Source organism: Aeromonas sp. R7-2, assembly GCF_040908105.1.
GTDB lineage: Bacteria > Pseudomonadota > Gammaproteobacteria > Enterobacterales > Aeromonadaceae > Aeromonas > Aeromonas caviae.
On the sequence record NZ_JBFODC010000014.1, the window covers coordinates 15,507 to 39,805 of the forward strand.

The 24,299-nt window shown below is 62.7% G+C and carries 19 protein-coding genes; 9 read left to right on the forward strand and 10 right to left on the reverse strand.

Going from position 1 to position 24,299, the window contains the following annotated elements:
* Nucleotides 1-113 precede the first annotated feature (113 nt).
* Nucleotides 114-683 carry a single-stranded DNA-binding protein gene (locus AB5Y47_RS02840; protein WP_010674212.1) on the forward strand — a complete coding sequence of 190 codons (570 nt, stop codon included), beginning with the start codon at nucleotides 114-116 and terminating at the stop codon, nucleotides 681-683.
* Nucleotides 684-844: 161 nt separating this feature from the next.
* Nucleotides 845-1,615, forward strand: a complete 771-nt coding sequence (locus AB5Y47_RS02845) for an ABC transporter substrate-binding protein (RefSeq protein WP_223920418.1) — start codon at nucleotides 845-847, stop codon at nucleotides 1,613-1,615.
* 46 nt (nucleotides 1,616-1,661) lie between these two features.
* On the opposite strand, the gene AB5Y47_RS02850 is transcribed toward AB5Y47_RS02845, so the two are convergent.
* A complete protein-coding gene (locus tag AB5Y47_RS02850; RefSeq protein ID WP_010675895.1) occupies nucleotides 1,662-1,784 on the reverse strand; it encodes a hypothetical protein in 123 nt (40 codons plus the stop codon).
* Nucleotides 1,785-2,079: 295 nt separating this feature from the next.
* On the opposite strand from AB5Y47_RS02850, the gene yjbD reads away from it, so the two are divergent.
* Together yjbD and AB5Y47_RS02860 are read left to right on the forward strand one after the other, a co-directional pair.
* Nucleotides 2,080-2,364: a DUF3811 domain-containing protein gene (gene yjbD / locus AB5Y47_RS02855; RefSeq protein ID WP_042879473.1), complete on the forward strand. Its 285-nt coding sequence runs from the start codon at nucleotides 2,080-2,082 to the stop codon at nucleotides 2,362-2,364.
* Between the two features lie 392 nt (nucleotides 2,365-2,756).
* Entirely contained in the window at nucleotides 2,757-2,966 is a 210-nt protein-coding gene (locus AB5Y47_RS02860; protein ID WP_010675897.1) for a cold shock domain-containing protein, read from the forward strand.
* 177 nt (nucleotides 2,967-3,143) lie between these two features.
* On the opposite strand, the gene AB5Y47_RS02865 is transcribed toward AB5Y47_RS02860, so the two are convergent.
* On the reverse strand, nucleotides 3,144-4,529 hold the full coding sequence (locus AB5Y47_RS02865; RefSeq protein ID WP_052816044.1) for an ATP-binding protein: 1,386 nt from the start codon (nucleotides 4,527-4,529) through the stop codon (nucleotides 3,144-3,146).
* Between the two features lie 7 nt (nucleotides 4,530-4,536).
* Nucleotides 4,537-5,259: a response regulator gene (locus AB5Y47_RS02870; RefSeq protein ID WP_010675899.1), complete on the reverse strand. Its 723-nt coding sequence runs from the start codon at nucleotides 5,257-5,259 to the stop codon at nucleotides 4,537-4,539.
* Between the two features lie 199 nt (nucleotides 5,260-5,458).
* Between AB5Y47_RS02870 and AB5Y47_RS02875 the strand changes: the two genes are divergently transcribed.
* Both AB5Y47_RS02875 and AB5Y47_RS02880 read left to right on the forward strand, forming a co-directional pair.
* Nucleotides 5,459-5,815, forward strand: coding sequence for a hypothetical protein (locus AB5Y47_RS02875; protein WP_139436261.1), 357 nt, complete (start codon nucleotides 5,459-5,461; stop codon nucleotides 5,813-5,815).
* Nucleotides 5,816-6,066: 251 nt separating this feature from the next.
* The gene (locus AB5Y47_RS02880) at nucleotides 6,067-8,061 is read left to right on the forward strand and encodes a methyl-accepting chemotaxis protein (RefSeq protein WP_039040120.1); all 1,995 of its coding nucleotides are present in this window, start codon (nucleotides 6,067-6,069) and stop codon (nucleotides 8,059-8,061) included.
* A 62-nt stretch (nucleotides 8,062-8,123) separates the two neighbouring features.
* Here the strand turns inward: AB5Y47_RS02880 and AB5Y47_RS02885 are convergent, their stop codons facing one another.
* Together AB5Y47_RS02885 and AB5Y47_RS02890 are read right to left on the reverse strand one after the other, a co-directional pair.
* A complete protein-coding gene (locus AB5Y47_RS02885; RefSeq protein ID WP_010675902.1) occupies nucleotides 8,124-8,537 on the reverse strand; it encodes a hypothetical protein in 414 nt (137 codons plus the stop codon).
* A 130-nt stretch (nucleotides 8,538-8,667) separates the two neighbouring features.
* The gene (locus AB5Y47_RS02890; RefSeq protein ID WP_039040121.1) at nucleotides 8,668-9,669 is read right to left on the reverse strand and encodes a sensor domain-containing diguanylate cyclase; all 1,002 of its coding nucleotides are present in this window, start codon (nucleotides 9,667-9,669) and stop codon (nucleotides 8,668-8,670) included.
* Nucleotides 9,670-10,055: 386 nt separating this feature from the next.
* Between AB5Y47_RS02890 and glnK the strand changes: the two genes are divergently transcribed.
* Entirely contained in the window at nucleotides 10,056-10,394 is a 339-nt protein-coding gene (gene glnK / locus AB5Y47_RS02895; protein WP_010675904.1) for a P-II family nitrogen regulator, read from the forward strand.
* 25 nt (nucleotides 10,395-10,419) lie between these two features.
* Nucleotides 10,420-11,661, forward strand: coding sequence for an ammonium transporter (locus AB5Y47_RS02900; protein WP_042864817.1), 1,242 nt, complete (start codon nucleotides 10,420-10,422; stop codon nucleotides 11,659-11,661).
* A 59-nt stretch (nucleotides 11,662-11,720) separates the two neighbouring features.
* On the opposite strand, the gene AB5Y47_RS02905 is transcribed toward AB5Y47_RS02900, so the two are convergent.
* Complete coding sequence (locus AB5Y47_RS02905) at nucleotides 11,721-12,635, reverse strand: helix-turn-helix transcriptional regulator (protein WP_263309497.1); 915 nt, start codon at nucleotides 12,633-12,635, stop codon at nucleotides 11,721-11,723.
* Between the two features lie 75 nt (nucleotides 12,636-12,710).
* Between AB5Y47_RS02905 and AB5Y47_RS02910 the strand changes: the two genes are divergently transcribed.
* Complete coding sequence (locus AB5Y47_RS02910) at nucleotides 12,711-13,109, forward strand: VOC family protein (RefSeq protein ID WP_263309496.1); 399 nt, start codon at nucleotides 12,711-12,713, stop codon at nucleotides 13,107-13,109.
* A gap of 238 nt (nucleotides 13,110-13,347) precedes the next feature.
* On the opposite strand, the gene AB5Y47_RS02915 is transcribed toward AB5Y47_RS02910, so the two are convergent.
* The 4 genes from AB5Y47_RS02915 to recC form a co-directional block, all read right to left on the reverse strand.
* Nucleotides 13,348-14,853 (reverse strand): hypothetical protein, encoded by a 1,506-nt coding sequence (locus AB5Y47_RS02915; RefSeq protein ID WP_263309495.1) that lies wholly within the window; start codon nucleotides 14,851-14,853, stop codon nucleotides 13,348-13,350.
* Between the two features lie 264 nt (nucleotides 14,854-15,117).
* Nucleotides 15,118-17,172, reverse strand: a complete 2,055-nt coding sequence (gene recD, locus AB5Y47_RS02920) for an exodeoxyribonuclease V subunit alpha (protein ID WP_263309494.1) — start codon at nucleotides 17,170-17,172, stop codon at nucleotides 15,118-15,120.
* A gap of 8 nt (nucleotides 17,173-17,180) precedes the next feature.
* On the reverse strand, nucleotides 17,181-20,795 hold the full coding sequence (gene recB / locus AB5Y47_RS02925; RefSeq protein ID WP_263309493.1) for an exodeoxyribonuclease V subunit beta: 3,615 nt from the start codon (nucleotides 20,793-20,795) through the stop codon (nucleotides 17,181-17,183).
* A complete protein-coding gene (recC, locus tag AB5Y47_RS02930; protein ID WP_182976265.1) occupies nucleotides 20,795-24,151 on the reverse strand; it encodes an exodeoxyribonuclease V subunit gamma in 3,357 nt (1,118 codons plus the stop codon). Before recC ends, recB begins: the two co-directional genes overlap by 1 nt.
* Between the last annotated feature and the right edge of the window lie 148 nt (nucleotides 24,152-24,299).

Genomic DNA, 24,299 nt, shown 5'->3' on the forward strand with positions numbered 1-24,299 from the left:
ACTGAGGAGAGATGACACCCGTCCAGGGCGCGCATCTCGTTGCAAACAAACGCATTATTGAATGGGCCCAGGCATCTGGCCTGGCCGGTATACATAAGGGTGGAAGAGAGATTATGGCCAGTCGAGGCATCAACAAAGTCATTCTGATCGGTAACCTGGGGCAAGACCCGGAAGTGCGCTATATGCCGAGCGGCGGTGCCGTGACTAACATCACCCTGGCCACCTCCGATACTTGGCGCGACAAGCAGACCGGTGAGCAGAAAGAGCGCACCGAATGGCACCGTGTCGTCTTCATGGGCAAGCTGGCCGAAGTGGCCGGCGAGTACCTGAAGAAGGGCTCCCAGGTCTATGTGGAAGGCAAACTCCAGACCCGTAAATGGCAGGATCAGAGCGGCCAGGAGCGCTACACCACCGAGGTGCTGGTCGACAGCTTCACCGGTGTGATGCAGATGCTGGGTGGCCGTCCGCAGGGCGGTGGCCAGGGCATGGGCGGCCAGTCATCCCAGGGCAACTGGGGCCAGCCGCAACAGGCTGCACCGCAACAGAACATGCAACGTCCTGCTGCCCCGCAGCAGAACATGCAACCGCAAGGCGGTTACGGCCGTCCGGCCCAGCAGCCGCAATCCGCCCCGCCGGTCTACAACGAACCGCCGATGGATTTCGACGACGATATTCCGTTCTGATCCCCTGCGGCAGGCCCTGATTCATCAGGGCCTTTTTTTACCTGTTTCTGACGCATTCACCTCCCCCGACGACCATGTTGCTGCCACTTTCCCGCGCTTTACGTCCCCTTCGTCCAGGCTTGTGGCTATCATCGAGACGATTTCTCCCTTCGGGAACCTGCATGAACCACTTGAGTCGTCTGCTGTGCCTCGCCCTGCTGATGTTCGGCAGCCACCTTGCCGCGGAGCCGCTGCGGGTGGGAGTCAGCTTTGCCATTCCTCCCTATGTCATCAGCCACGAAGACAGGGGCATTGAACTCGATCTCATGCGAGAGGCCTTCGCAGGCAGCCCCCATGAGCTGCAGGTCGTCTATCTTCCCCTGGAGCGCACCTTCAGGATGCTGGAGGAAGGCAAGCTGGACGCCATCATCAACGTCAAACCCGGCATGCTGGAAAGCGCCTACCTCTCACAGCCGGTGATCACCTTCCACAACCGGGTCTTTACCCTGGACCCGACGGCAGTCCACACCATGAAGGATTTGCAGACCCTGCGAGTCAGTGCCTTCCAGCGTGCACGGCAGATCCTGGGAACGACCTTCTCCGACATCGTCGACCAGAATCCCCGTTATGAAGAGGTGGCGAGGCAGGAGGGACAGGTACAGCGGCTCCTGCTCGGGCGCACCGATGCCGTGATCCTGGAACAGCGGGTGTTCTACTACTATCTGGCGCAGTTGCTCGGGGATGACCAGGAGGGCGACCGCTATCCCAAGGACAAGGTCAGACAGCACGACCTCTTCCCCCCGACTCACTACCACTTCGCCTTTCGCGAGGCGGGCCACCGGCAATGGTTCGACAGACAGCTCGCCAAGATGAAGGCGGACGGGCGCTATGAGCGGATTTTTGCCGCCTATGGCACCACCTCTACTGCCGGAGACAAAAAAGCCAGCCCATGATGGACTGGCTTGATACCGGCTCCAGGGAGCCGCAGTGGATGGAGCGTTACTTCATCGCGCTGCCGTTTTTCAGCTCTGCTTTCTGACGTTTGGCTTCGCGTTTCTCTTTCAGTGACATCTGCGGTTTTTTCTTGGCATCTTTGCCGTGATGCTGTTCTTTGTTGCTCATCATCAGACTCCAAAAAGGTTACCTGGACAGTTGGAACGGGTGTTCCAGCATGTCAGCCGAATCGTGGATTTCAGTACGCCAACAGTGACGATCGGGGATCGCACTGGCCTCAGCATACTCCCAATCTTCCGCCGGGATCCAGCCTCCCGGCAACGCCTGTCAGGCAGGCGTTCCCTTAGCGTGCTCCCCCGGAAATGACGACCGGGCGACACTTTTGGCATCCGGGGACGGATGGTCAGCCTGTCTCCGGTGGATGTGTGTTAGGGTGGGCATTCAACGATCGCAGGAGCGCGTCATGAAGAAGCTGGAAATGAAAGATCTGACCGAGGCCGAGAAAGCCGAGATTGCCCTGCTGGTGCAAAAGGCCCAGGCCAATGCCGATCACACCCTGACCAACGGGGAGCGCAACAAAATCCGCGAAGCAGGACGCCAGAAGATCGCCGCCGATCGCGCCCAGGCCGCCAAGGCGGCTTCCGCACTGGCGCGGGAGAAAGCCAAGGAGCGAGCCAGCGCCCAAGTGCTGCCTGACACCTTCAACTGGTCCGATTCCGTCAGCAACAAATACCGTGGCAGACGGTAACGGCAGCATGAATGCACGCAGATGACGCTGCTGCATAAAAGGGGGCTGGCAGAGCGTCCTGTCATCCCCCTGAAAAGGGCAGCAGGAGGCGCCTGGCAGCTGATGCACACCCGGATAAAACGCCGATCCAGCCATCACCGGCAGAAATGAATCCCAAGATAAAGATTGCCATGACAGGGTGTGCGTGTTCTAATCGTTTTCGATGGTTCGGTAGTTCAGACCTGATTATGTTAGGCAGTCATCTTAAAGCAGTGATTTGTGCAGGCAGTTATCCCCGATAATTCTTGCCAGATAATTCTCCTTCTTTAGTGCTCCCCATACGTATTTCTGACGAAAAATCATGGATTGCCGCTCCGGTGGCGTTTCACTAATCACTACTCAAGGAAATTATCATGTCCAAAATGACTGGTACCGTAAAATTCTTCAACGCCGAGAAAGGCTTCGGTTTCATCTCCCCGGCTGACGGCAGCAAAGACGTGTTCGTTCACTTCTCCGCCATCCAGTCCAACGGTTTCAAAACCCTGGAAGAAGGTCAGCGCGTTGAGTTCACCATCGAGCAAGGCCAGAAAGGCCCGGCTGCTGCGAACGTCGTTCCGCAGTAATTCAAGCCGGAGCACCTTCCCCTCTTTGGGCAAGGGCCTCAGCAAGAATTGAAAAAACCCGCTTCGGCGGGTTTTTTGTTGCCCGTTTCCGGGTGGCCGACCTGTTGCTCTGCTTCCCTAGCGCCACGGGCAGCAAAAAGGGCACCCTGGTGGTGCCCCATTTTCTGGTCAGGTTCCTTACAGGGGCAGGCTGATCCGCGCTTCCAGCCCCCCCTCCTCGCGATTGTGAAGGCTGAGCTCACCGCCGTGCTGGTGCACCAGGGTACGGGCGATGGCGAGCCCCAACCCCACGCTGCCCGACTCGGTATTGCGGGCTTCATCCAGGCGCACGAAGGGCTTGAACACCTCCTCCAGCTGGCTCTCCGCAATCCCCGGCCCCTGATCGCGAACCAGGATCAGCAACTCGCCGTCACCGCGCACCAGCGAAACCTCGGCACCCCCTGCGTACTTGATGGCGTTGCCGATGAGGTTTTGCAGTACCCGGCGCAGGGTATTGGCCCGGCAGGCGTAAACCTGCTTGCCCTCGGCCAGGCAGGTGACGGGCTGGCCCATGTCGGCATAGTCGTCACACAGGCTCTCCAGCAGGCTGACCAGATCCAGCTCCCGGGTCGCCTCCTGCTGCCCCTCCTCCCGGGCAAAGCTCAGGGTCGCCGCCAGCATCTGCTCCATCTGCTGCAGGGTCTGCTGGAAGCGATCCTTGTCTTCCCCGTCCGCCAGAAACTCGCTGCGCAGCCGCAGGCTGGTGATGGGGGTGCGCAGGTCGTGGGAGATGGCGGCCAGCATCCGGGTTCTGTCCTGCACGAAGCGATCGAGCCGGGTGTGCATCCGGTTGAAGGCCTGGATGGACTCGCGGATCTCGGTGGGCCCCTCCTCGCGCAGGGGCTCGATGTCCTCACCACGCCCCAGCCTGTCGGCGTTGGCCGCCAGTTGCTTGAGGGGACGGGTCGCCCGGCGGAACAGCCAGATCATCAGGCCGATCACCAGGCTCGCCACCAGCAGCAGGTTGAGGGTGGTCTGCCAGGACCAGCTCGCCGTCTCCTTGTCCACCAGGGAGCTGAACTGGAGCCAGCCGCCGTTGGGCAGTTCGATGGAGCCGTAGAGCCGCATGTCCTGGGGCGGCGGCATGCCGTTGCGATCCTTCATCATGCGGTTGTGGTGCTGCCAGGCCCGGCTGCGCTGGATGTCCTGCTTCAGCTCGGCGCTGATCTCCACCGCCAGGGAGGATGGATAGCCGAGCTTGGCCCGCACCAGCTTCTCGAAGCGGGGGCTGCGGTTGTCCGGCTGCAACGGCTCGTCGGCCAGACGCAGCAGCAGGGTCTCGCTGCGGCTCGCCTTGAGGATCTCGTGATAGAGGGAAGGAGGAGAGAGGGAGAGCAGGCGCACCACGGAGATGATGCGCTGCATGGCGTTGCGGCTGTTGACGTAACCGAGGGCCTCCTCCCTGTCCGAGCGGTAGATCTGGATACTGAGCAGCTGGATCAGTACCAGCCCCGCCAGGGCCACCAGCACTATCTGGCCGGTCAACCCCTTGGGCAGCAGCCTGGCGAAGACGCGCTTGATCATGTCGGCCTCACTCCTGGGTCACGTCGGCGGCGAACAGGTAACCGCCACCCCAGATGGTCTTGATGAGCTCGGGATTCTTGGGATCCCGCTCCAGCTTGCGCCGCAGCCGGCTCACCAGGGTATCGATGGCGCGATCGAAGGCCACCGCCTCCCGGCCACGGGCCAGATCCAGCAACTGATCCCGGCTCAGCACCCGCTGGGGCCGCTCCAGAAACACCTTGAGCAGATCGAACTCGGCGGTGGAGAGGCTCATCCCCACCCCCTCCTCGTCCACCAGCTCCCGGCGATTGACGTCGAGCAGCCAGCGATCGAAGCGCAAATCCCGGGTCAGGGTCTCCGGCACGGGCAGGCTCTCCGCCTGGGTACGGCGCATCACCGCCTTGATGCGGGCCAGCAGCTCCCGCGGGTTGAACGGCTTGGAGAGGTAGTCGTCCGCCCCCATCTCCAGGCCGATGATGCGGTCCGTCTCCTCCCCCATGGCGGTCAGCATGATGATCGGCAGGCGGGATTTGACCCTGAGCTCGCGGCACAGGGTGAGGCCATCCTCCCCCGGCATCATCAGATCCAGCACCAGCAGATCGAACTCCCGCTCATCCAGCAGCCGCTTCATCTCCTTGCCATCGCGGGCGCAACTGACGCGCATGCCATGCTGCTCCAGAAAGCGCTTGAGCAGATCGCGGATCTCGCTGTGGTCATCGACCACCAGAATATGAGGGCTGCCTTGGTTCATCATCATCTCTCCGTTATCGGGCTGGGGCGATTATACGAAAATCAACCGGGCGGGTTGTGTCAAAGTGTGCCAGCATGCCCCTGTGCCACACTCTGCTACAAAATAGGCTTCTACTGGCAAATTTCAGACACTTCCACGGTGTTTACTGGATACCAAGGCGAAAGAGCCTCTACCCGTACACATCCGACAGGAGTTACCCATGAAAAAGCTGACCAAGACCCTGCTGACCGCCACCCTGATCCTCGGCCTGCCGCTGGGCGCCTATGCCGCCAGCGAGGCGGTCTCCACCGCGCAACCGACCCAGGCCACGGCGACCGGTTGCCCCATGGACGGTAGCGGCATGATGGGCGGCAAGCATCATGGCGGCCGCCACGACAAGATGGCCCGCATGAAGAACATGACCCCGGAACAGATCCAGGCCCATCTGCAACAGCGCTACGACAAGATTGAAGATCCGGCCAAGAAGGCGGAGTTCGTGAAGAACCTTGGTCTGCGTGCCGACGGCATGATCAAGCATGCCGAGGTGATGAAGCAGTTCGCAGAAGCAAACCAGTAAAGCGAAGTAATGAAGCGGTTTGCCGAAGCAGACCCGTGATCCGGCGGGGCACTGCCCCGACACCGGCGAAAACGACAGGGTGGCGCAAGCCACCCTTTTTTGTCTTAACCCCCCAGTTTTTTCACCTTTTCCTGCCTGGCCGCATCATGTTATGTGAGCGATAACAAACGTTTCACTTTCGAAATAAATCATAATGGTCCCTCATACAACAGACGCGGGCACGATCCCGGACACAGTGGACAGGAGTCGTTATGGGATGGAATCTGGGCACAATCAAGGGGCGCTATACCGCCGTTTTTCTGGGCTTCATGGCGCTGGTGTGCGCCCTGACGGTGATCGGCATCCAGATCTGGATCACCCCCGCCCTGCAAAAAGCGGGGGAGGAGAACGTGGCGCTGCGAGTCGGCGAGATAGCGACCGACATCCGTGACCAGCTCAACGGGGTGCAGACCCAGTCGCGCAGCATCACCCAGCTGGTGGCACAACTGCCGAGCGAGCAGATAGATGCCCAGCTCCCGGCCCTCATCGACCAGTACGGCAACGGCATGGTCTTCGGTGGCGGCATCTGGCCCCTGCCGGACAAGCGGGAGGCGGGACGCGCCAAGTTCAGCACCTTCTTCCACAGGGATGCGTCCAACGCCCTCATTCCCAACACCTACTGGAACTCGGCAGAGGCGCCCAACTATTTCGATCAGCCCTGGCACAAGGCCGGTCAGCAGGCGCCCCGTGGCGTCTGTGCCTGGGCCGCCGCCTACAAGGATGGCGCTAGCCAGCAGCCGAGAACCAACTGCGCCATGGGGATCTACCAGGATGGCGCCCTCTACGGGGTGTCGACCATAGACGTCACCCTGGGCTTCTTCAACGACCTGGTGGCCAAGAAAGAGCAGGAGATCGGCGGTCAGGTGATGATCATCGAGGCTGACGGCAAGATCCTGAGCCGCAACGCCCGTCTGACCGGGGATGTGGTGCTCGGCAACCTCTCCGCCCACGCCGACTATCCCTTCGCCCTCGCCATCAGCGGCCTGCTGGGCCAGGATGCGAGCAAGGGGCAGCTGCGCACCACCTTCCAGGATCAGGGTGAGGAACAGACCCTGCTGATGGAGGCCATCGAAGGGACCCCCTGGCTGCTGGCCGCCGCCCTGCCGACCCGCACCCTGACCCAGGACAGCCGGGATGTGCTCGCCACCCTGGCGAGCATCCAGCTCCCCCTGGCGGGGCTGCTGTTCGTGCTCATGGTGCTGGCCATCAGCCAGCTTGGCAGCCGCCTGCAGACCCTCAAGCTCAACATCGACGCCCTCAGCGCCGGCGACGCCGATCTGACCGCCCGCATCCAGGTCAAAGGGCATGACGAGCTGGACAACATCGCCCTGTCGGTCAACCGCTTCATCGCCTTCCTGCAACAGATGATGGTGCAGGTGACCGCCGCCACCGACCTCATCACCCGCGAGCTGGCCCAGCTCGATCAGCAGACCGGGCAGGCCAGGCGGATCCTGGGAGAACACGCCAGCGAAACCGATCAGGTCGTCACCGCCCTCAACGAACTCAGCTCCACCGCCGACAGCGTTGCCCGCCACGCCAACGACTCCGCCAGCTTCACCGAGGCCGCCAACGGTCAGGCGGCCAGCTCCCGCAAGGTGGTGGGATCAGCCTCCGCCAGCGTGGTGGCCCTCATCGACGAGGTGGATCTCGCCGCCGCCAAGGTGCTGGAGATGCAGGAAGATGCCCAGCAGATCGGCAGCGTGCTCGGGGTGATCGGCGGCATCGCCGCCCAGACCAACCTGCTGGCGCTCAACGCCGCCATCGAGGCGGCCCGGGCCGGTGAACAGGGCCGGGGCTTCGCGGTGGTGGCCGACGAGGTGCGTGCCCTCGCGGCACGCACCCAGAACAGCACCGCCGAAGTGGGCAGCATGTTGTCACGGCTCACCCAGGGGGTCGCCGAGGCCGTGGTCGCCATGGAGCAGACCAAGCGCAGTTGCCAGGCGGCGGCCGACACCACGGGGCAGGTCACCGGCGGCCTCGACACCATGGCCGACGCCGTGGTGCAGATCCACGATCTCAGCAGCCAGATCGCCACCGCTGCCGAGGAGCAGAGCCGGGTGACCGAGGAGATCAACCGCAACATGGTGAGCATTCGCGACATGCTGAACCTCCTGGTGGAGAACGGCGGCAACACGGAGCAGAGCGCCGCCACTCTGCTGGGGTCCAACCGCCAGTTGCTGGCCCTGGTACACCGCTTCAAGGTGTGAGCCTGAACACCAGACAGCAAAAAGGGGCCCTCGGGCCCCTTTTTCATTCACTTTGCCAGGACTCAGGCCTTGTTGGCCAGGTTCAGGGTCTTCACGGTCTCGCCTTCGAACTTGATGACCACGTTCTTCTGGGCCACTTCGGAGTCTTTCAGCAGGGACTTGGTGGTCTCGGCCAGCAGCGGGGAGGCCTTGTTCAGAGCGTCCAGGTCATAGGTCCACACTTCCAGACCGGCGTCGGTCTTGGTGCTGGCCGGGGCGCCCAGCTTGTCCTTGATGGCCTGCTTGTTGGAGCCGCCTTCCTTGATGTCCAGGGCCTTCTTGATCGCTTCGTTGGAAGCGGTGTCCATGGCGTTGCCAGCCATCTCTTTGGCGGTGCTGGTGACGCTGCTGGTCACGGTGTCGGTCAGGGAATCCATCAGGCCGGCGTGGGCAACCAGAGGCAGGGCGGTCAGGGCAATCAGCAAGGACTTTTTCATGAAGATACATCTCGCAAGAATGAAAAGAGCGCGCATGAAACCAGCGGGATGAATTGGAGTCAAGAAAATCCCTTGGTCAAGCCGTATTCGGGGGGGAAAAGCCCCGTAGCGGCTCCGACCAGTGCCCTTGTCAGCCGCTGAGCTGGTCCTTGCCCGCCAGCTTGGCCCGGTAGAGCGCTCTGTCGACCCGTGCCATCAGATGGGACACCTGCTCGTCGGGGTCGGACTCCACCAACCCGAAACTCAAGGTCACGGGCTCGATCCCCTTGACCCTGGCATGGCTCAGGCGCTGCCTCAGCTTTTCGGCCACCACCCGGGCGTCGGGCAACCGGGTATTGGGAAGCACCAGCATGAACTCGTCACCCCCCCAGCGGGCCAGCAGATCGATCTCGCGGATGCAGCCCCGGGTCAGCTGCACGATATCGATCAGGGTCTGGTCCCCCACCCCGTGGCCATGGCGATCGTTGATCTGCTTGAAGTCGTCCACGTCCATGGCGATCACGGCAAAGGGCTCCTTGAAGCGCTTGGCGCGCTCATGCTCCAGCCGCACCGCCTGCTCCAGCCGATAGCGGCTGGCCGCGCCGGTCAGGGAGTCCGTCTCCGCCAGGCGGCGGTTCTCCTCCACCTGAAACTGCAAGGCCTGGTTGAGCCGCTCCAGTTCGGCGGTACGCTGCGCCACCTGCTGCTCCAGGGTGCGGTTTTGCAGCTCCAGCCTGGCGTAGAGTTCCCGCTGGGCGTGGATGTTGCGGTGTGCCCCCACCATCCTGGCGACACTGCCGTCCGGGTTGCGTGCGACGATGCGGCCACAATCCGCCACCCAGAGGTAGTCACCGTTACGGCAACGGCAGCGGTATTCGGCCCGGTAGTCCGCCGCCCGCCCGCTCAGGCAGGCATCGAAGCTCTCCATGACCTGCGCCAGATCGTCCGGGTGGATCAGGTTCTCCCAGGTGAAGACGGTGTTGTCGAGGGAGTGTGGCTCATACCCCAGCATCTGATACCAGCCGGGATAGCGATGGACATAGCCGGTGTTGGCATTCCAGTCCCAGAGACCGTCGCTCACGACCTCCAGCATGCCGCTCATCACGGCCTCGTCGAGGGCCGGTAGCCTTGTCATCTCATTGTCATGCAGCATGAAAACCTTCCTTGTTCTGCTACTCGGCGCCACGGTTCCGCTTGTTGACCTGGCGGGAAAACCGGGCCTGCCGGTCGAGCCTTCAAGGGGGCGACTGGCCTCGACACCCCGTCATGACGGGTTATCGGCCAGGTTGCCCTCTTGTTGAACAACAGTAGCAGCCCGCACACTTTCGAGTCTTGCGCGCCGTCACGCTCCCTTCCGTTCTTCTGCCGGCCAGATTGCACCACGGCGGTGCACACCTTTGGCGCAGCCCTGCCCATATTGGGCAAGCCTCGCTGACCAGGGCTGCGATTAATAAGCAAGTGCATGAATAAAAAGAAAAATACTTTTCTGGCGCAATATTTGCCTTTATCTGGGTGAACCACAAGGATTGGGGATATTGCATGAAATTAATCACCGCCATCATCAAGCCGTTCAAACTCGACGACGTGCGCGAAGCCATCGCCAACCTCGGCGTCGAGGGGCTGACGGTTTCCGAGGTCAAGGGGTTTGGCCGCCAGAAGGGGCACACCGAGCTGTACCGGGGTGCCGAATACCAGGTGGATTTCCTGCCCAAGGTAAAGCTGGAGATCGCCACCCTGGCCGACAACGTCGAGCAGATCATCGAAGCCATCAGCAAGGCCGCCCACACCGGCAAGATAGGTGACGGCAAGATCTTCGTTTATGACCTGCAGGCCGCCGTGCGCATCCGCACCGGCGAGACCGACGCAGACGCCCTTTGATACGACTGGAACTGAGGAATACGACATGGAAGAGTTGATCACATCCGTCAGCGAGCTGCGCTATGCACTCGACACCTTCTACCTGCTGATCTCCGGCGTGCTGGTCATGTGGATGGCCGCCGGGTTCGCCATGCTCGAAGCCGGCCTGGTCCGCGCCAAGAACACCACCGAGATCCTGACCAAGAACATCCTGCTCTATGCCATCGCCTGCATCATGTTCCTGCTGGTCGGCTACAACATCATGTACGTGGACAACAGCGCCGGCGGCTGGCTGCCGAGCTTTGGCAGCCTGATGGGCAGCCAGGCGGACGACGCGGGCCACTCCCTGCACTCCGACTTCTTCTTCCAGGTGGTGTTCGTCGCCACCGCCACCTCCATCATCTCAGGTGCGGTGGCAGAGCGGATGAAGCTCTGGTCCTTCCTGCTGTTCTGCGTGGTGATGACCGGCTTCATCTACCCCGTGGAAGGCTACTGGAGCTGGGGTGGTGGCTTCCTGAAGGAGGCGGGCTTCTCCGACTTTGCAGGCTCCGGCATCGTCCACATGGCGGGCGCTGCCGCTGCCCTGGCCGCCGTGCTGCTGCTCGGCCCCCGTCGCGGCAAATATGGCAAGCAAGGGGAGATCTACCCCATCCCCGGCTCCAACCTGCCGCTCGCGACCCTGGGCACCCTGATCCTCTGGATGGGCTGGTTCGGCTTCAACGGTGGCTCCCAACTGGCGCTCTCCAGCGCCGCTGATGCCACCGCCATCGGCACCGTCTTCGTCAACACCAACGCCGCCGCGGCCGCCGGTGTGGTCGGCGCCCTGCTGGTCAGCAAGCTCACCTGGGGCAAAGCGGATCTCACCATGATCCTCAACGGCGCCCTCGGCGGTCTGGTCGCCATCACCGCCGACCCGGCCTCCCCCAGCCCGCTGTTCGCCAGCCTGATCGGCGCCCTGGCCGGTGCCCTGGTGGTCTACGCCATCGTCGCCTTCGATCGCCTGAAGATCGATGATCCGGTCGGTGCCATCTCGGTACACGGCGTCTGCGGCCTGTTCGGCCTGATGGTGGTGCCCTTCTCCAACACGAGCGCCACCTTCGGTGCCCAGTTGCTGGGTGCTGCCACCATCTTCGGCTGGGTCTTTGTCGTCTCCCTCGTGGTCTGGAGCCTGCTCAAGGCCACCATGGGCCTGCGGGTCAGCGAAGAGGAAGAGATGATGGGTGTGGATGTCCACGAGTGCGGCATCGATGCCTACCCCGAGTTCGTCAGCGTCAAATCCAGCATCTAAGCACGCCATCTGCTTGCGGGGCCCGGGGGACACCTCGGGCCCCGTTTTTTTGGGCGCCCTCAGCGCCCCTTGAAGGCGGGGTGATGCAACCGGCGATAGTGACTGGGCGCCAGCCCATGCTGGCGCTTGAAGGCGGTGGAGAAGTGGTATTCGTTCTTGAAGCCGCACTGCTCGGCCAACTGCTTCACCGGGTCGGCCCGGCTCGCCAGCAAGAGCGCCGCCCGCTGCAACCGCAACCGTTGCAGCAGCGCCATGGGCGCCAGCGCGAAATGCTGCTGACAGAGTCGATGGAGCTGACGCTCGGAGAAATGCAGGGCGCCGGCCATGCGGGCTATGTCCCAAGGCTCGGTCAGCGCCTCTTTGAGCAGTAATTCGAGGCGCAGCGCCAGCCGCTCGCCGCGGCTCTGTCCCTCTCCCTTTTGCAGCAGGCGGCGCAGGTAGAAACCGAGCTGCTCCACCAGCAGAGCGCTGAGCAGCGGGTCCTGATGGCGCTCCTGCTCCGCATAGAGGTTCTCGATCGTGCGCAGCACGGTGGCCTGCTGGGAGGTACAGCCGAGCCGGGGGTGGCTGGCGAAGGCATCCCAGGGGGAATCCTTGTGCAACAGCAGCCACACCAGCGCCCACTCGTCCGTCTCACTCAACGGCTGATCCAACGGCTCATTAACCTTCTCACTAGGCTGCTCACCAAGCTGATAGCAGAGCGGCTCCCCGGCCGGGATCAGGGCCCACTCCCCGACCTGCAACCGCTCGAAGCGATCGCCGATCAGCACCTCTCCCTCGCCCCCCAGAGTCAGCAGAAAACAGTGCACATCGGCAAAGCGGCGGGAAATGCGATAACGGGTCTTGAGACGGGAATAGCCCGCCAGCCACACCTGCTCCTGTGCGAGGGCCGGCAGCAGGCTGTCGCAACAGATCTGCTCGCGGCAGTCGAGGGAGACGTCAATGACTTCAAGATTGGCAGTTTCAGACATCATCAGGACGGGCTCAGCCATGTCGAAGGGACAGGCCCCAGCATAGCATCAAGGGCATCGAGTCACAGGAGACCAGCCATGCATATCCATCACGTCGCCATCTGGGCGCAAGATCTGGAGGCACTCAAGGCATTCTACTGCTCCCTGTTTGGCGGGCAGGCCAATGAGCGCTACCACAACCCGACCAAGCAGTTTTCGTCCTACTTCGTGCGCTTCGAGGGAGGCGCCAGCCTGGAGCTGATGCACAGCCCCATCCTGTTCCCGGCAGATCTCAGTCTGCCACACCCGTTGCAGGGACTGGCCCATCTCGCCTTCTCCCTCGGCAGCGTGGAGGAGGTGGACAAGATGACCGCCCATCTCAAGCTGCTCAAGGGCGCCGATGTAAAACACCTGGACGGCCCCCGCTGGACCGGCGACGGCTATTACGAGAGCACCTTCCTCGATCCCGAAGGCAATCGGCTGGAGCTGACTATCTAATTACCTGAATGATCCCCTCACCCTGCCCTCTCCCAATGGGAGAGGGGATAAAACCGCATCGGGGATATGATCGCCAGCCACGTAGGTTCGATTAGCGAAGCGTAATCGGACGACATGTTTTCTCCCTTCTCTCCTTTCTCTCCTTTCGGGAGAAGGGCTGGGGATAAGGGAAAGAAAAAATATTTCGCGATATATATAACACCACTAACAAGTAATAACCATCATGTGATGAAATTATCTAAACCCTCGGAAGAAAATAATCATTCAACACTTTCAGCGCTGCATCATCAAACTTAGCAGCATCTCTAATTTCGACTGGGCCAACGACAATGAGGTTATATTTGTGTTTGTTTACCTCTTTTGTTTTTAAAATTCTAGCCATAGAGTCATCTGAAATTCTTCCTGTTGTCCACAATTCAAATATAGGAATTTCTCTGCTTGGCTTGACTATCTCCAATCTATTTAAGTGTTCTCTTACTCTATTAATCCTAACATTCAACCATCTATCAATTTCCTCATTACTAACAAAAGAGCCTGGTTTCATTGCTTTGCACTCTATCATCCTAGGATTTCCAATTTGAGGAATCACATAGACATCTACCTCAGCATTTTCTCCTTTATTATCCTTGCATATCTTATTCAGTTCAAAAATCCCAGCTGTAGAGCTTCTAACTATATGACTGACAAGCATTTCAAAAAATGCTCCCCGCATATTACCCATCACCCCCTCTAAACGATTCAGCTTAGCCATGACTTCATCAAGATATTTGCTTTCTAGATTGCCAGAAATTGACTTCTCAGTAACTTTAATTAGAGAAATAAATGCTTCAGCAATATCCTTACCAAAGAGACTCTCCGGTGTTGCGGGTATTATACCTTTCTCCCTTAACTTTCTATAAGCATCATTCTCATAACTAAGCGCCACAAAAATATAAAGCGTCCTTTTTATATTTTTAAGTGATTGCAATGACTGGACCTTGTTAAAGAATGGCTCCAAATCACCCATATTGACATTCGTACTAAATAGAACATCACAAACAACAAAACCAGGCGTTGGTTTATCTTTCGTCTTCCATTCTACAAGCGGGGCTAGATAACTAGGTGATGAAATATCCCAAAAGAATGGCCCAACCAAAGGGGGATTTGAAAAATCCTCCCTGGTTTTAATACTGTCATAACTTGCAATAGATAAACGACGAAGCCACTCTTTAATCGCGCCAATAAATACCTGTTCTGCGAGGAGCCTTGATCTAATAGAGTTTACCACTTGTTCTTTTAAAACATTATTATCATGCAGTTTCTTAGTAAGAATGCATTCTCCTATACCATTTATCTCATCTTTTACAAAGATGTTCGCCTCAAGCATTCTTTCCATAACACTGAATAAACTTATTTTTTTCTGCTGAGCCTTTGGTGAACCACAAGCTATTTTAAAATGTTCAATTGGGACAATACCTCTACTTTCCACAGCTCTAAGGGCTAATGCATATGCGCCCTTCTGGCTATAAATCACTCGAAACAAATTATCCCAAAATATAGGTGAACCGTAGTCTTTTTCTAAGTATGTAAAGCGAGTACCTCTAGAAAATTTCAAATGTGAGAGCTGCTTGACTTTATCACTTGCCCTGCTGATTCGTTGACGAGCAGCCTCTTTTGACAATCCATATGCATCCACAAGATGCGCTGCCAACTCACTACTCAGGCACGGACCAAGTTCCTTGTACGACAATGCTTCTTCAACCACCGTCTTCTCCTTCATAAATCGCTGTCACACTGCGCTATTTATAAAACAAAAATACTATTCACCCCTCCCGCAAAAACAGCAACAGATAAACTTCATATTTATCATATGTTTGCGACGTGATTTCGAGAGGTGATTTACTTTGATGTCACGGTCGATGAAAACCTAGCGCTCAACGCTCCCCCCCATGACGGGTAAGGAAGCCCACAGTAGGACTCCTACTACGTATTCAAACAGCGGTAAATTCCTTCACCGCCATCCAATAAATCACTCCCCCAACCTCTGTGCCAATCCCGAATAACGCTCGGTCTTTTTCCGCACGGCCTGTGCCAGCAGGGCGCGATCGCCGTAGAGATCGAGGCGGGCCTTGGCGCGGGTGATGCCGGTATAGACCAGCTCACGGGTCAGCAGCGGGCTGGGGCTGTCGGGCAGCACCAGCACGGTGTGGGCAAACTCCGACCCCTGGGATTTGTGGATGGTCATGGCGTAGACCGTCTCGTGGGGGGGCAACCGGCTGGGCAGCAAAGCCCGCAGGGTGCCGTCCGGCTGCTCGAACCACACCTTGAGGCGGCCGGTGTCATCGGGCAGACAGAGCCCCATGTCGCCGTTGTAGAGGCCCACCCCGTGGTCGTTGCGCACCACCATCACCGGGCGGCCCGCATACCAGTCGCCGTCACGCTGGATCAGCCCTGCCTTGGCGAGGGCCAGTTCGAGGCGCTCGTTAAGCCCCGTCACCCCGAAGGGGCCGTCCCGCAGGGCGCAGAGGATCTGGAAGCCGTTGAACGCCTTGAACACCGCCGCCGGATCCTCTCCGGCCCGGGCCGCCTTGAGGTAGCTGCCATAACCGGCCACCCCCTCTGCGATCAAGGCGTTGTAAGCCTCCCCCACCCAGGGGTGCAGGCGGATGTCGCCAAATCCTGCGCCCCAGACCGCCTCCACCGCCGCCCCGTCGCCGCTGTTGCAGGCCCGCGCCAACTGGCCGATGCCCGAATGCTGGTCAAAGCGCCAGCTCTTGGAGAGCAAACAGAGGCTGTCGCGCACGCTGGCCCCCGCTGGCGTGCCTTGCAGGCGATAGCCGGTCTGGCGGGAGAGCCAATCCGCCTGCGCGGGGCTGATGCCCTGTTCGATAAAGCTGCAGATATCCCCGAGCACGGCCCCCGCCTCCACCGAGGCGAGCTGATCCTTGTCGCCGAGCAGGATGAGGCGGGCGTGGCGGGGCAGCGCGTCCAGCAGGCGCGCCATCATGGGCAGGTCCACCATGGAGGCCTCGTCCACCACCAGCAGGTCGAGGTGCAGCGGGTTGCCTCTGTGGTGGCGGAACTGGCTGCGCCCAGGGATCACCCCGAGCAGCCGGTGCAGGGTGCCCGCCTCGGTGGGGATGGCCTCCACCCACTCGGGGGGCAGATCCAGCGCCTGCAGGGCAGCGCCGATACTCTCGGTCAGACGCGCCGCCGCCTTGCCGGTGGGGGCCACCAGCCGGATCGCCGGGGCCTTGCCCCCTTGCAGGCCGGTCTCCACCAGGATGGCGAGGAGCTTGGCCACCGTGGTGGTCTTGCCGGTGCCGGGGCCGCCGGAAATGACCGCGAAGGGGCGCGCCGCCGCCGTGGCCGCCGCCAGCTTCTGACCGTTGCAGCAGAGCGCCTCGGGCACCAGGGTATCCAGCCGCTCCAGCTCGCTGGCCGCCTGGGCGCTTTTTAGCAGGGTCTCCACGGCGGGCCACTCCACCTCATGGGGGAAGACCAGATCCAGGTACTTCTCCACAAAGTGGCGGACGGAGAAATCCGGTGCGAGGCGGGCCTTGAGCAGGGCCCCGAACACCAGGCCGTAGTCGCGGGCAAAGAGGCGTGACAGGGCCGGGGCAATCTCCGGCCATTCGGCCCGTTCACTCAAGGCGCTAAGGTGGCGGGCCACCCCCAGCTCAAAGTCGTGGTAGCGGGTGAGGTAGAGGCGATCCCCCCAGAGTCGCAGGGGCCAGCGGGGGGTCTCCCCCTCCTCCTGTTCGCTCCCCACCAGGGGGCTGGCCGCAAAGAGGGCGGGCCAGCTCGCAGGATCCGCGAGATCCGCCAGCAGATCCCGGCTCTGATCCGGATCCAGCCCGAAGGGACGCGAGGATCCCTGCCCGTCACCGCCCTGAGCGAGCATCGCCAGCGGCAGGCAGACATGGCCGCGCCCCAGCTCATGACAGGCGAGCGCGGCCCCCAGCACCAGCTCGGGGCTGCCGCCAAGGTCGGCCACCAGCCTGGCAAATTGCAGGTCAAGCTGGCGGATGCGCCCCGCCAGCGCCAAGGCTTTCAGCCGCTCTATCATGGTTTCGCCCTTCATCTCGCCCCTCATGCCTCTGCCTTGTTCGATTTTTCTAAACGATGATCGTCAGACGTCACACCTTTACTAAACAACTCGTCCAGCCCCAGCACCAGTTCCCGGCTGGGCCTGGCATGGAAAATGCCCCCCTGGGGCATGCCGCGCAGGAAGAGATAGAAGACCCCGCCAAAATGCCGGTCGAAATCGTAGCCCGGCAGCCGCAAGGCGAGCAGCCGGTGCAGGGCCAGCGAATAGAGCTGGTATTGCAGATCGTAGCGATGCTCGCGCATGGCCCGCTCCAGGGCCGGGCGGCCGTAATCGGCGGGGCTCATGCCAAGGTGGTTCGATTTGTAGTCGAGCAGATACCAGCGCCCCTGCCACTCGAACACCAGGTCGATGAAGCCCTTGAGCATCCCCTGCACGGTGGCAAAACCGAGCGGCTTGCCGCCCCGCGACAGGGGGTCGTGCAGCTGGCAGAGTGCGGTCAGCGCCGGTGCCGTCACCCGCCCCATGGGCAGGAAGAACTCCAGCTCCACCTGTTTGCACTCGGGGGCCAGATCCCGCAGCCGCACCGGATCCCCAAGGCCGGTCTCAAGGGGGGTATCCAGCACCGCCTCCACCTGCTGTTGCAGCACGGGGGCCCAGCCTTCGTCGAACCCCTCCTGGGCCAGCAGGGCGGCGATGTGCTGTGCCAGCGACTCGCCCCCCGCGTGCTCGAAGTCGATGGTCTCGAACAGGCTGTGGAGCAGGGTGCCGGGACGCGCCCCCTTGGGGAAGGTGAAGATGGAAGGGGCGGGCGCCTCCTCTTCCTGCACGGTGACGGCGGCCTCGGTGGCCACCTCGTCGTCGAAGCCGGGGTTGGCCAGCACCCCCTTGCCGTGGCCGTTGCCCTGGGCCGCGAGCCCGGAGTAGGAGCTGATCCACCAGTCCCGCTCAAGCTGCCCCTGGAACGCGCGCACGCTGGGCTCACCCGGCTTCTCCGCTTCGGCGGGCAGCGGGGCCGGGCGGGTGAGCGAGGGCTCACCGACGGCCACCCCCGGCAGGGCCTGGGCCAGGTCGGTGAGGGCGGTCGCCAGTGTCCCGGCGTCCCCCTCCTCCCCCTTTTGCAGCAGGTAGCCGATGGCGGTGCGGTGCAGGTCGGTCTTCTCCGACTTGCCCGCCCCGGAGCGCACCGGCGCCAGCCCCAGCCAGGTGGCATAGACCCCCCGGGTCAGGGCCACGTAGAGCAGGCGCAAGTCTTCGGCGAGGCGCTCCTTGTCGGCCTCGGCCAGGGACGCTTCGGCACCGGTGAGATCGAGCACGGTGCGATTGCCCGCCTCCCCCGCTTCGTGGAACAGGGGGGTGTCGGCGGCGCGGTGGCTGCAAATGAACGGCAGGAAGACCAGCGGGTACTCCAGCCCCTTGGATTTGTGGATGGTGACGATCTGCACCAGCTTGCGCTCGGACTCCAGGCGAAGTATCTGCTCCCCGTCCTGGCCGTTGGGCTGGCTCACCGCCTCCCCGAGCCAGCGCAGCAGGGCGTACTCCCCGTCCAGCTCGCCGCTCGCCTGTTGCAGCAGTTCGCCGAGATGGAGGAAGTTGGTCAGCCGCCGCTCCCCGTAGGGGCTCGCCAGCAGGGAGGCGGCGAGGTTGCGCCCGTGCATCAGGGCCCGCAGCATGGCCAGCACCCCGTGGCGATGCCAGACCGCGCGGTATCCCATGAACTCCTGCACCGCGCTCTCCCAGGCCCGCTCGTCCGAGGCCAGCGCGTCCAGGGCCCTGGCATCGAGATCGAACAGGCCGGTGGCGAGCGCCGCCCGCAGGCTTCGCTCATCGCTCGGGTTCTGGCAGGCGTGCAGGATCAGCAGGATCTCCCGCGCCTCAACCTGGGCCAGCACGCTCTCGCGGTTCGACAGATAGACGGAGGCGATGGCAAGGCGCGCCAGCTCCTGCTGCACCAGCTTGCCCTCGGCGCCGGTGCGCACCAGCACGGCGATATCCCCGGCCCTGACCGGCTCGCTGCCGAGCATCGCCTTGCCCTCCCGGGCCAGCGTGAGCAGGCGATGGATCTCCGCCGCCGTGGCGCGGGCCATCCTGCTCTGGTACTCCCCCTTGTTGAAGGTGGGCTGACCGGTGAGCTGCCAGCAGTGCAGCACGGGGGCGGTCTGCCCCTCGATCAGCAGTGCCCGGCTCTTGCCCTGCGCCTCCACCGGCAGGAAAGGGATGTCCGCCTCGTAGATGAAGGGATCCTTCGCCCGCTCGAACAGGCCGTTGACCGCCACCACCAGGGCGCGGCTTGAGCGCCAGTTGCGCCCCAGGGTATAGTGGGCGCTCACATTTCGCCGCGCCTGGATGTAGGTGAAGATGTCCGCGCCACGAAAGCCGTAGATGGCCTGCTTGGGGTCGCCGATCATCAGGAGCGCCGTGTCCTGGTGACCGCCGTAAAGGCGATGGAAGATGCGGTACTGCTGGGGGTCGGTATCCTGGAATTCATCGATCATGGCGACCCGGTAGGTGGCGCGGATGCGCTCGCACAGCCGCTCCCCCAGGCCCGAGCCGAGCGCCCCGTCGAGATCCCGCAGCAGATCGTCGAAGGAGAGCTGATGGGCCTGGCGCTTGCTCTCCTGCATCCGGCTGCGCACTACCCTGGCCGCCCGCTGCAAGACGAGATCCCGGATGCCGGGTCGGCTCGCCAGCAGGGCGTCTATCTCGCCAAAGAGCGGCAGGGTGGGCACCGTTCCCCCCTTCTTGAGGTTCTCCTCCAGCGCCTGCTGGCCGAAGCGCTCCAGCTCCTTGGGCAGGACGTAGCCGCTGGTCTCGTCCTGCGCCCAGTCGCCAATCTTGGCAAGCCAGCCCTCATAGTTCTTGCCGGTGTAGCGGCTGATCTGCCCCTCGGTCTGGCGGCGGATCTCGTCCGTCTGCGCCAGCCACCCGGCTTTCACCGCCCCGATGCGGGCCATGGCGACGCTGTGCCGCGCCGCCAGGGTCTCGTCCCCCGCCACCGGGCGGATCTCCAGCTCGTCGTTGTCGAGCCAGCTCCCCATCTCCCGCAGCAGGGCGGCGGGGCTCGGCCAGAGCCTTCGCACCGCCCGGGCCAGGGGCTGATCCACCGGATAGAACTCGGCGCGCCAGTAGTCACTCACCGCCTGCAGCCGGAGCCGGCTGTCGTCGGTCAAAAATTCGGTTTCAAAGAGGGCGCCCGACTCGAAGGCGTTCTGCCTGAGCATCCGCTGGCAGAAGCCGTGGATGGTGAAGACCGCCGCCTCGTCCATCTGCCGCTCGGCGGCCAGCAGGCGACGGGCCGCCAGGTCGTGATCCTCCACCTCCGCCAGCAGTTGGGCCAGCAGGGTATCCGTGCTGTGGCCGCGCATAAAGGCGAGGCGCGCCTCGTGGATGCGGGCGCGGATCCGCCCCCTCAGTTCGGCGGTGGCCGCCTCGGTAAAGGTCACCACCAGGATCTCGGTCACCGACAGGGGCCGCTCGTGGGCACAGGGCTGACCGGCGTCTCCCCCCTCCTCGCCTGCTTGTTCGATAACCGGGCCGTGGCCCAGCAAGAGGCGCAGATAGAGGCCCGCGATGGTATAGGTCTTGCCGGTCCCGGCGGAGGCCTCGATCAGCCGCTCGCCATAGAGGGGAAAACGCAGGGGATTGAGCGGGTTAGCCATTATTGCAACTCCTCCAGCGCCTGATGGAGCGGGGTCAGGTGTTCACGGGCCAGCCCCTGCAACTGGGCCAGCACCTCGTCATCGAGTTCCGGGAAGCAGCGGGCGACATAGACGTCCTGCCCCTCTCCCGTCACCATGTAGCCGCCGTTGAAGCGGGCAAGCGCCGCCTTGTCGGCCTCCTCCGGCTTTGCCGGATCCTTCTCGATCCCCTTGAGCCACTCCCAGGCGGTGCTCGGGAAGAAGGGCAGCGGCCGCTTCATCCCCTGGGTCCAGAGGGCCACCAGAGCCGCCAACCTGGGCCGCGCCTCGTCCGCCGCAAGCCTTGGCAGCCGCAGACTCTGTTTGGCATCGAACAGCAGGGTGTCGCCGGGGGCGCTGCTCAATGAGAGGCAAAGGTGCTGGATCCAGGCCAGCAGCAGATCCTTGCCGTTGAAGCTGCCGGGTTTGACCACCAGCGCTCGTCCCTTCTGGGTGTCTATCCAGCCCTGAAGCTGCCCCTGGGCCAGGGCGATGTCGATCTCCACCGCCTGTTTGTCCCCCGTCCAGGGACGCAGCCGCGCCGCCAGCTTGCCCATCTCGCCGTCGATCTCCTCCAGCAGCAGGCTGCCGAACCACCCTTGTGGCAGCAGGCCGGAGAGTTGCAGCCGGTGGCGACGGGCCTCGCTCTCCCCTTCGGTCAGATGGGCATCCAGCAGCAGCGCCTTGAGCTGATAGTGCTGCAGGCCGTCCAGCTCGAAGGGCTCGCTGTCTTCGATGGTCGCCTCCTCCAGCTCGAACCACACCTTGAGGCGGCGGTTGAGGAAGTACCTGGCGGGCTGGCGATAGAAGCGCAGCAGCTCCGCCAGCTCCAGCCCCTGTTCCCTGCCCCACTCCGCGGGCAGGGGCAGATCGCCGCTCTGGAAGTTGGCGGCCCCCCGCTCGGGGCTCAGGGCCGGCAGCCAGTCGGCGGCATAGGTGAAGAGACCGGAGCCGGGCTCGGGATAAAAGTAGGCCGGGCTGTAGGGGGTGAGGGGGTGCGCCACGATCAGGTGTTCGAGCAGCCGCTGGCCCGAGGTGTCGTCGTCGAGATCTTCATCCCCCGCCAGCACGAAGCCCTGGCGCACGTAGTCGATGAGCTCCGCCAGCAGCACGGAGGGCACCTTCTCGCTGTTGTCCTGGGCGCTGAACCCCTGATAGCTGATGTAGAGCCCCTGCTGGGCACTGAGGAGCGCCTCGAGGAAGAGGTAGCGGTCGTCATCCCGGCGGGATCGGTCCCCGCGCCGCGAGGCCACCGCCATCAGATCGAAGCCCATGGGGGGCAGGGTGCGCGGGTAGACGCCGTCGTTCATGCCGAGCAGGCAGACCTGGCGGAAGGGAATGGAGCGCATCGGCATCAGGGTGCAGAAGTTGACCTGACCGGCGAGGAAGCGCTGGCTGGAGCGGGACTCCCCCAGCACGCTGCCGAGGTAGTCCTGCAAGAGGTCGGCACTGATGGCCTGCTCGAAGCGGGCCTCGCCGAGCTGGGCCTGCCAGTCGGTGAGCTGGCTGCGGATGAGCTGGAGCTGGCGCTCTTCATCCTCGTCGGCGAGATAGAAGCGCTCCAGCAGCGCCAGCAGGCAGGCGTGCCATTCGGCCAGCGGCTGCGCCTGTTGCAGCCGGGGCAGAAACTCCGCCAGGGAGTCGACGAACCAGGCGAGCTTGCCGAGGATCAGCCCCTGCTGCCCCTCGATGTCCGCATAGGGCAGGATCCCCGCCACCGGCTCCCCGTCCCCCATGGCAAAACCCAGCAGCATGCGCCGCAGGCCGAACAGCCAGCTGTTGCCGGACAGACGCGGCAGCGCGAAGCGCTCGGGATAGTCGTCATCCAGCCCCCAGCGGATGCCGGTCTCCTGCACCCAGCGCCGCAGCACGTTGAACTCGTCGTCGTCCAGCTCGAAGCGGCGCAGCACGGCGGGCACCTCCAGGATGGCGAGCAGCTCCCCCGCCCCGAAGCGGGCGTTCGGCAGCCTGAGCAGGGCGAGGAAACTTTGCAGCAGCGGGCTCTCCTGGCTCGCCGCCCGATCGGAGATCGCAAAGGGGATCTGGCCGCGGGCCCCGCCCCGCCCCTTGCCGCCCTCCTTGCCAAAGACGGCCTGGATGTAGGGGCCGTAGCTGTTGACGTCCGGCATCATCACCACCACGTCTTTGGGGGTGAGGGTGGGATCCTGCTCGAACAGGGCCAGCAGCCGGTCGTGCAGTACCTCGAGCTCCCGCATGGGGCCGTGGCAGGCGTGGATCTGCAAAGTGCCGTCATCCAGGCTGACAGGGCTCTTGTGGTGGCTGGCATCGAGGTTGAACTCGCCGGCCCCCCGTTCCGCCAGCTCCAGCACGTCTTTCTGGATGGCCCGCAGCAAGGTGACCTTGCCCTCATCGTCGCGATCCTCAATGTCGACGAAGGCCTCGATCTGCGGCACCTCCAGCTCCATCAGCTGGTGCAGGTAGTCGCGCCCCAGCTTGCCCATGGAGGCGAGCAAGGGGTTCGCGGGGCCCTGCAGGGTCTCGAGATCCGTGCCGGGCTTGAGCTTGTTTTCGAGGCGCGCCAGGGTCTTGCGATCGAGCAAGTCCCCCCAGTAGTAGCGGCAGGGGTTGGTCACAAACAGGTGCACCTCCACCTCGGGGCGGCTGCCGAGGGCCAGCAGGGCCTCCACGTAGCGGGGCGGCAGGGCCGAGATGCCGAACACGAAGACCCGTTGCGGCAGCCTGCCCGGCAGATCCCGGGTGCGCTCCAGCTCATGGATGAAGGCCTCGTAGAGGTTGGCGCGGTGGTAGCCGCTGGGGCTGAGGGCCAGGGTGCGGGCCACCAGCTCGCGCCAGAGCTCGGGCTGCCAATCCTGACCGCTCACCCCGGCCAGCTCCTGGCTCAATCCTTCCCCCTCTTCCCAGCGGGCGATCCAGTCCGGCCGGTAGACCAGATACTGGTCGAACAGATCCGCCACCTTCTGGCAGAGCTGCCAGAGCCGCACCTGCTCCGGCGCCGCCCCGTCACTGCCCCCCAGATAGGCCGCGAGGGGCGCAAAGGCGGGTCTGCCGAGCAGAGTGGGCAGAATGGTCATCAGGTGCCAGCTCATGGCCCCCTTGTTGTAGGGGCTCTGGCGGGGCACGTCCGCCAGCACCCGGGTGAACATCTCCCAAATGAAACTCGCGGGCAGGGGAAAGTCGATGTTGGCGGCGATGCCGAACGCCTTGGCCAGCTCCAGCTTGAGCCACTGGGCCATGCCGGGACTCTGCACCAGGATCTGCTCCCGATCGAAGGGGTGGGAGAGCGGAGCCTGCCGGATGCGGCTCACCAGCAGCTCCTTGAGCAGATCCAGCTGATTGGAGTGGTAGAGGGTAAACATGGACGACTCCCGCCAATTTCATGAAGAGGGGGTGCGCGGGGGGACACTCTCTGGCATTCCCGTCACGGCACGCGAATCGGGATTGTCGGGGATCGGGGGATAAGATGCAAAAGGCACTTGTGGCGTCCGGACTGCGCGCCGTCACACC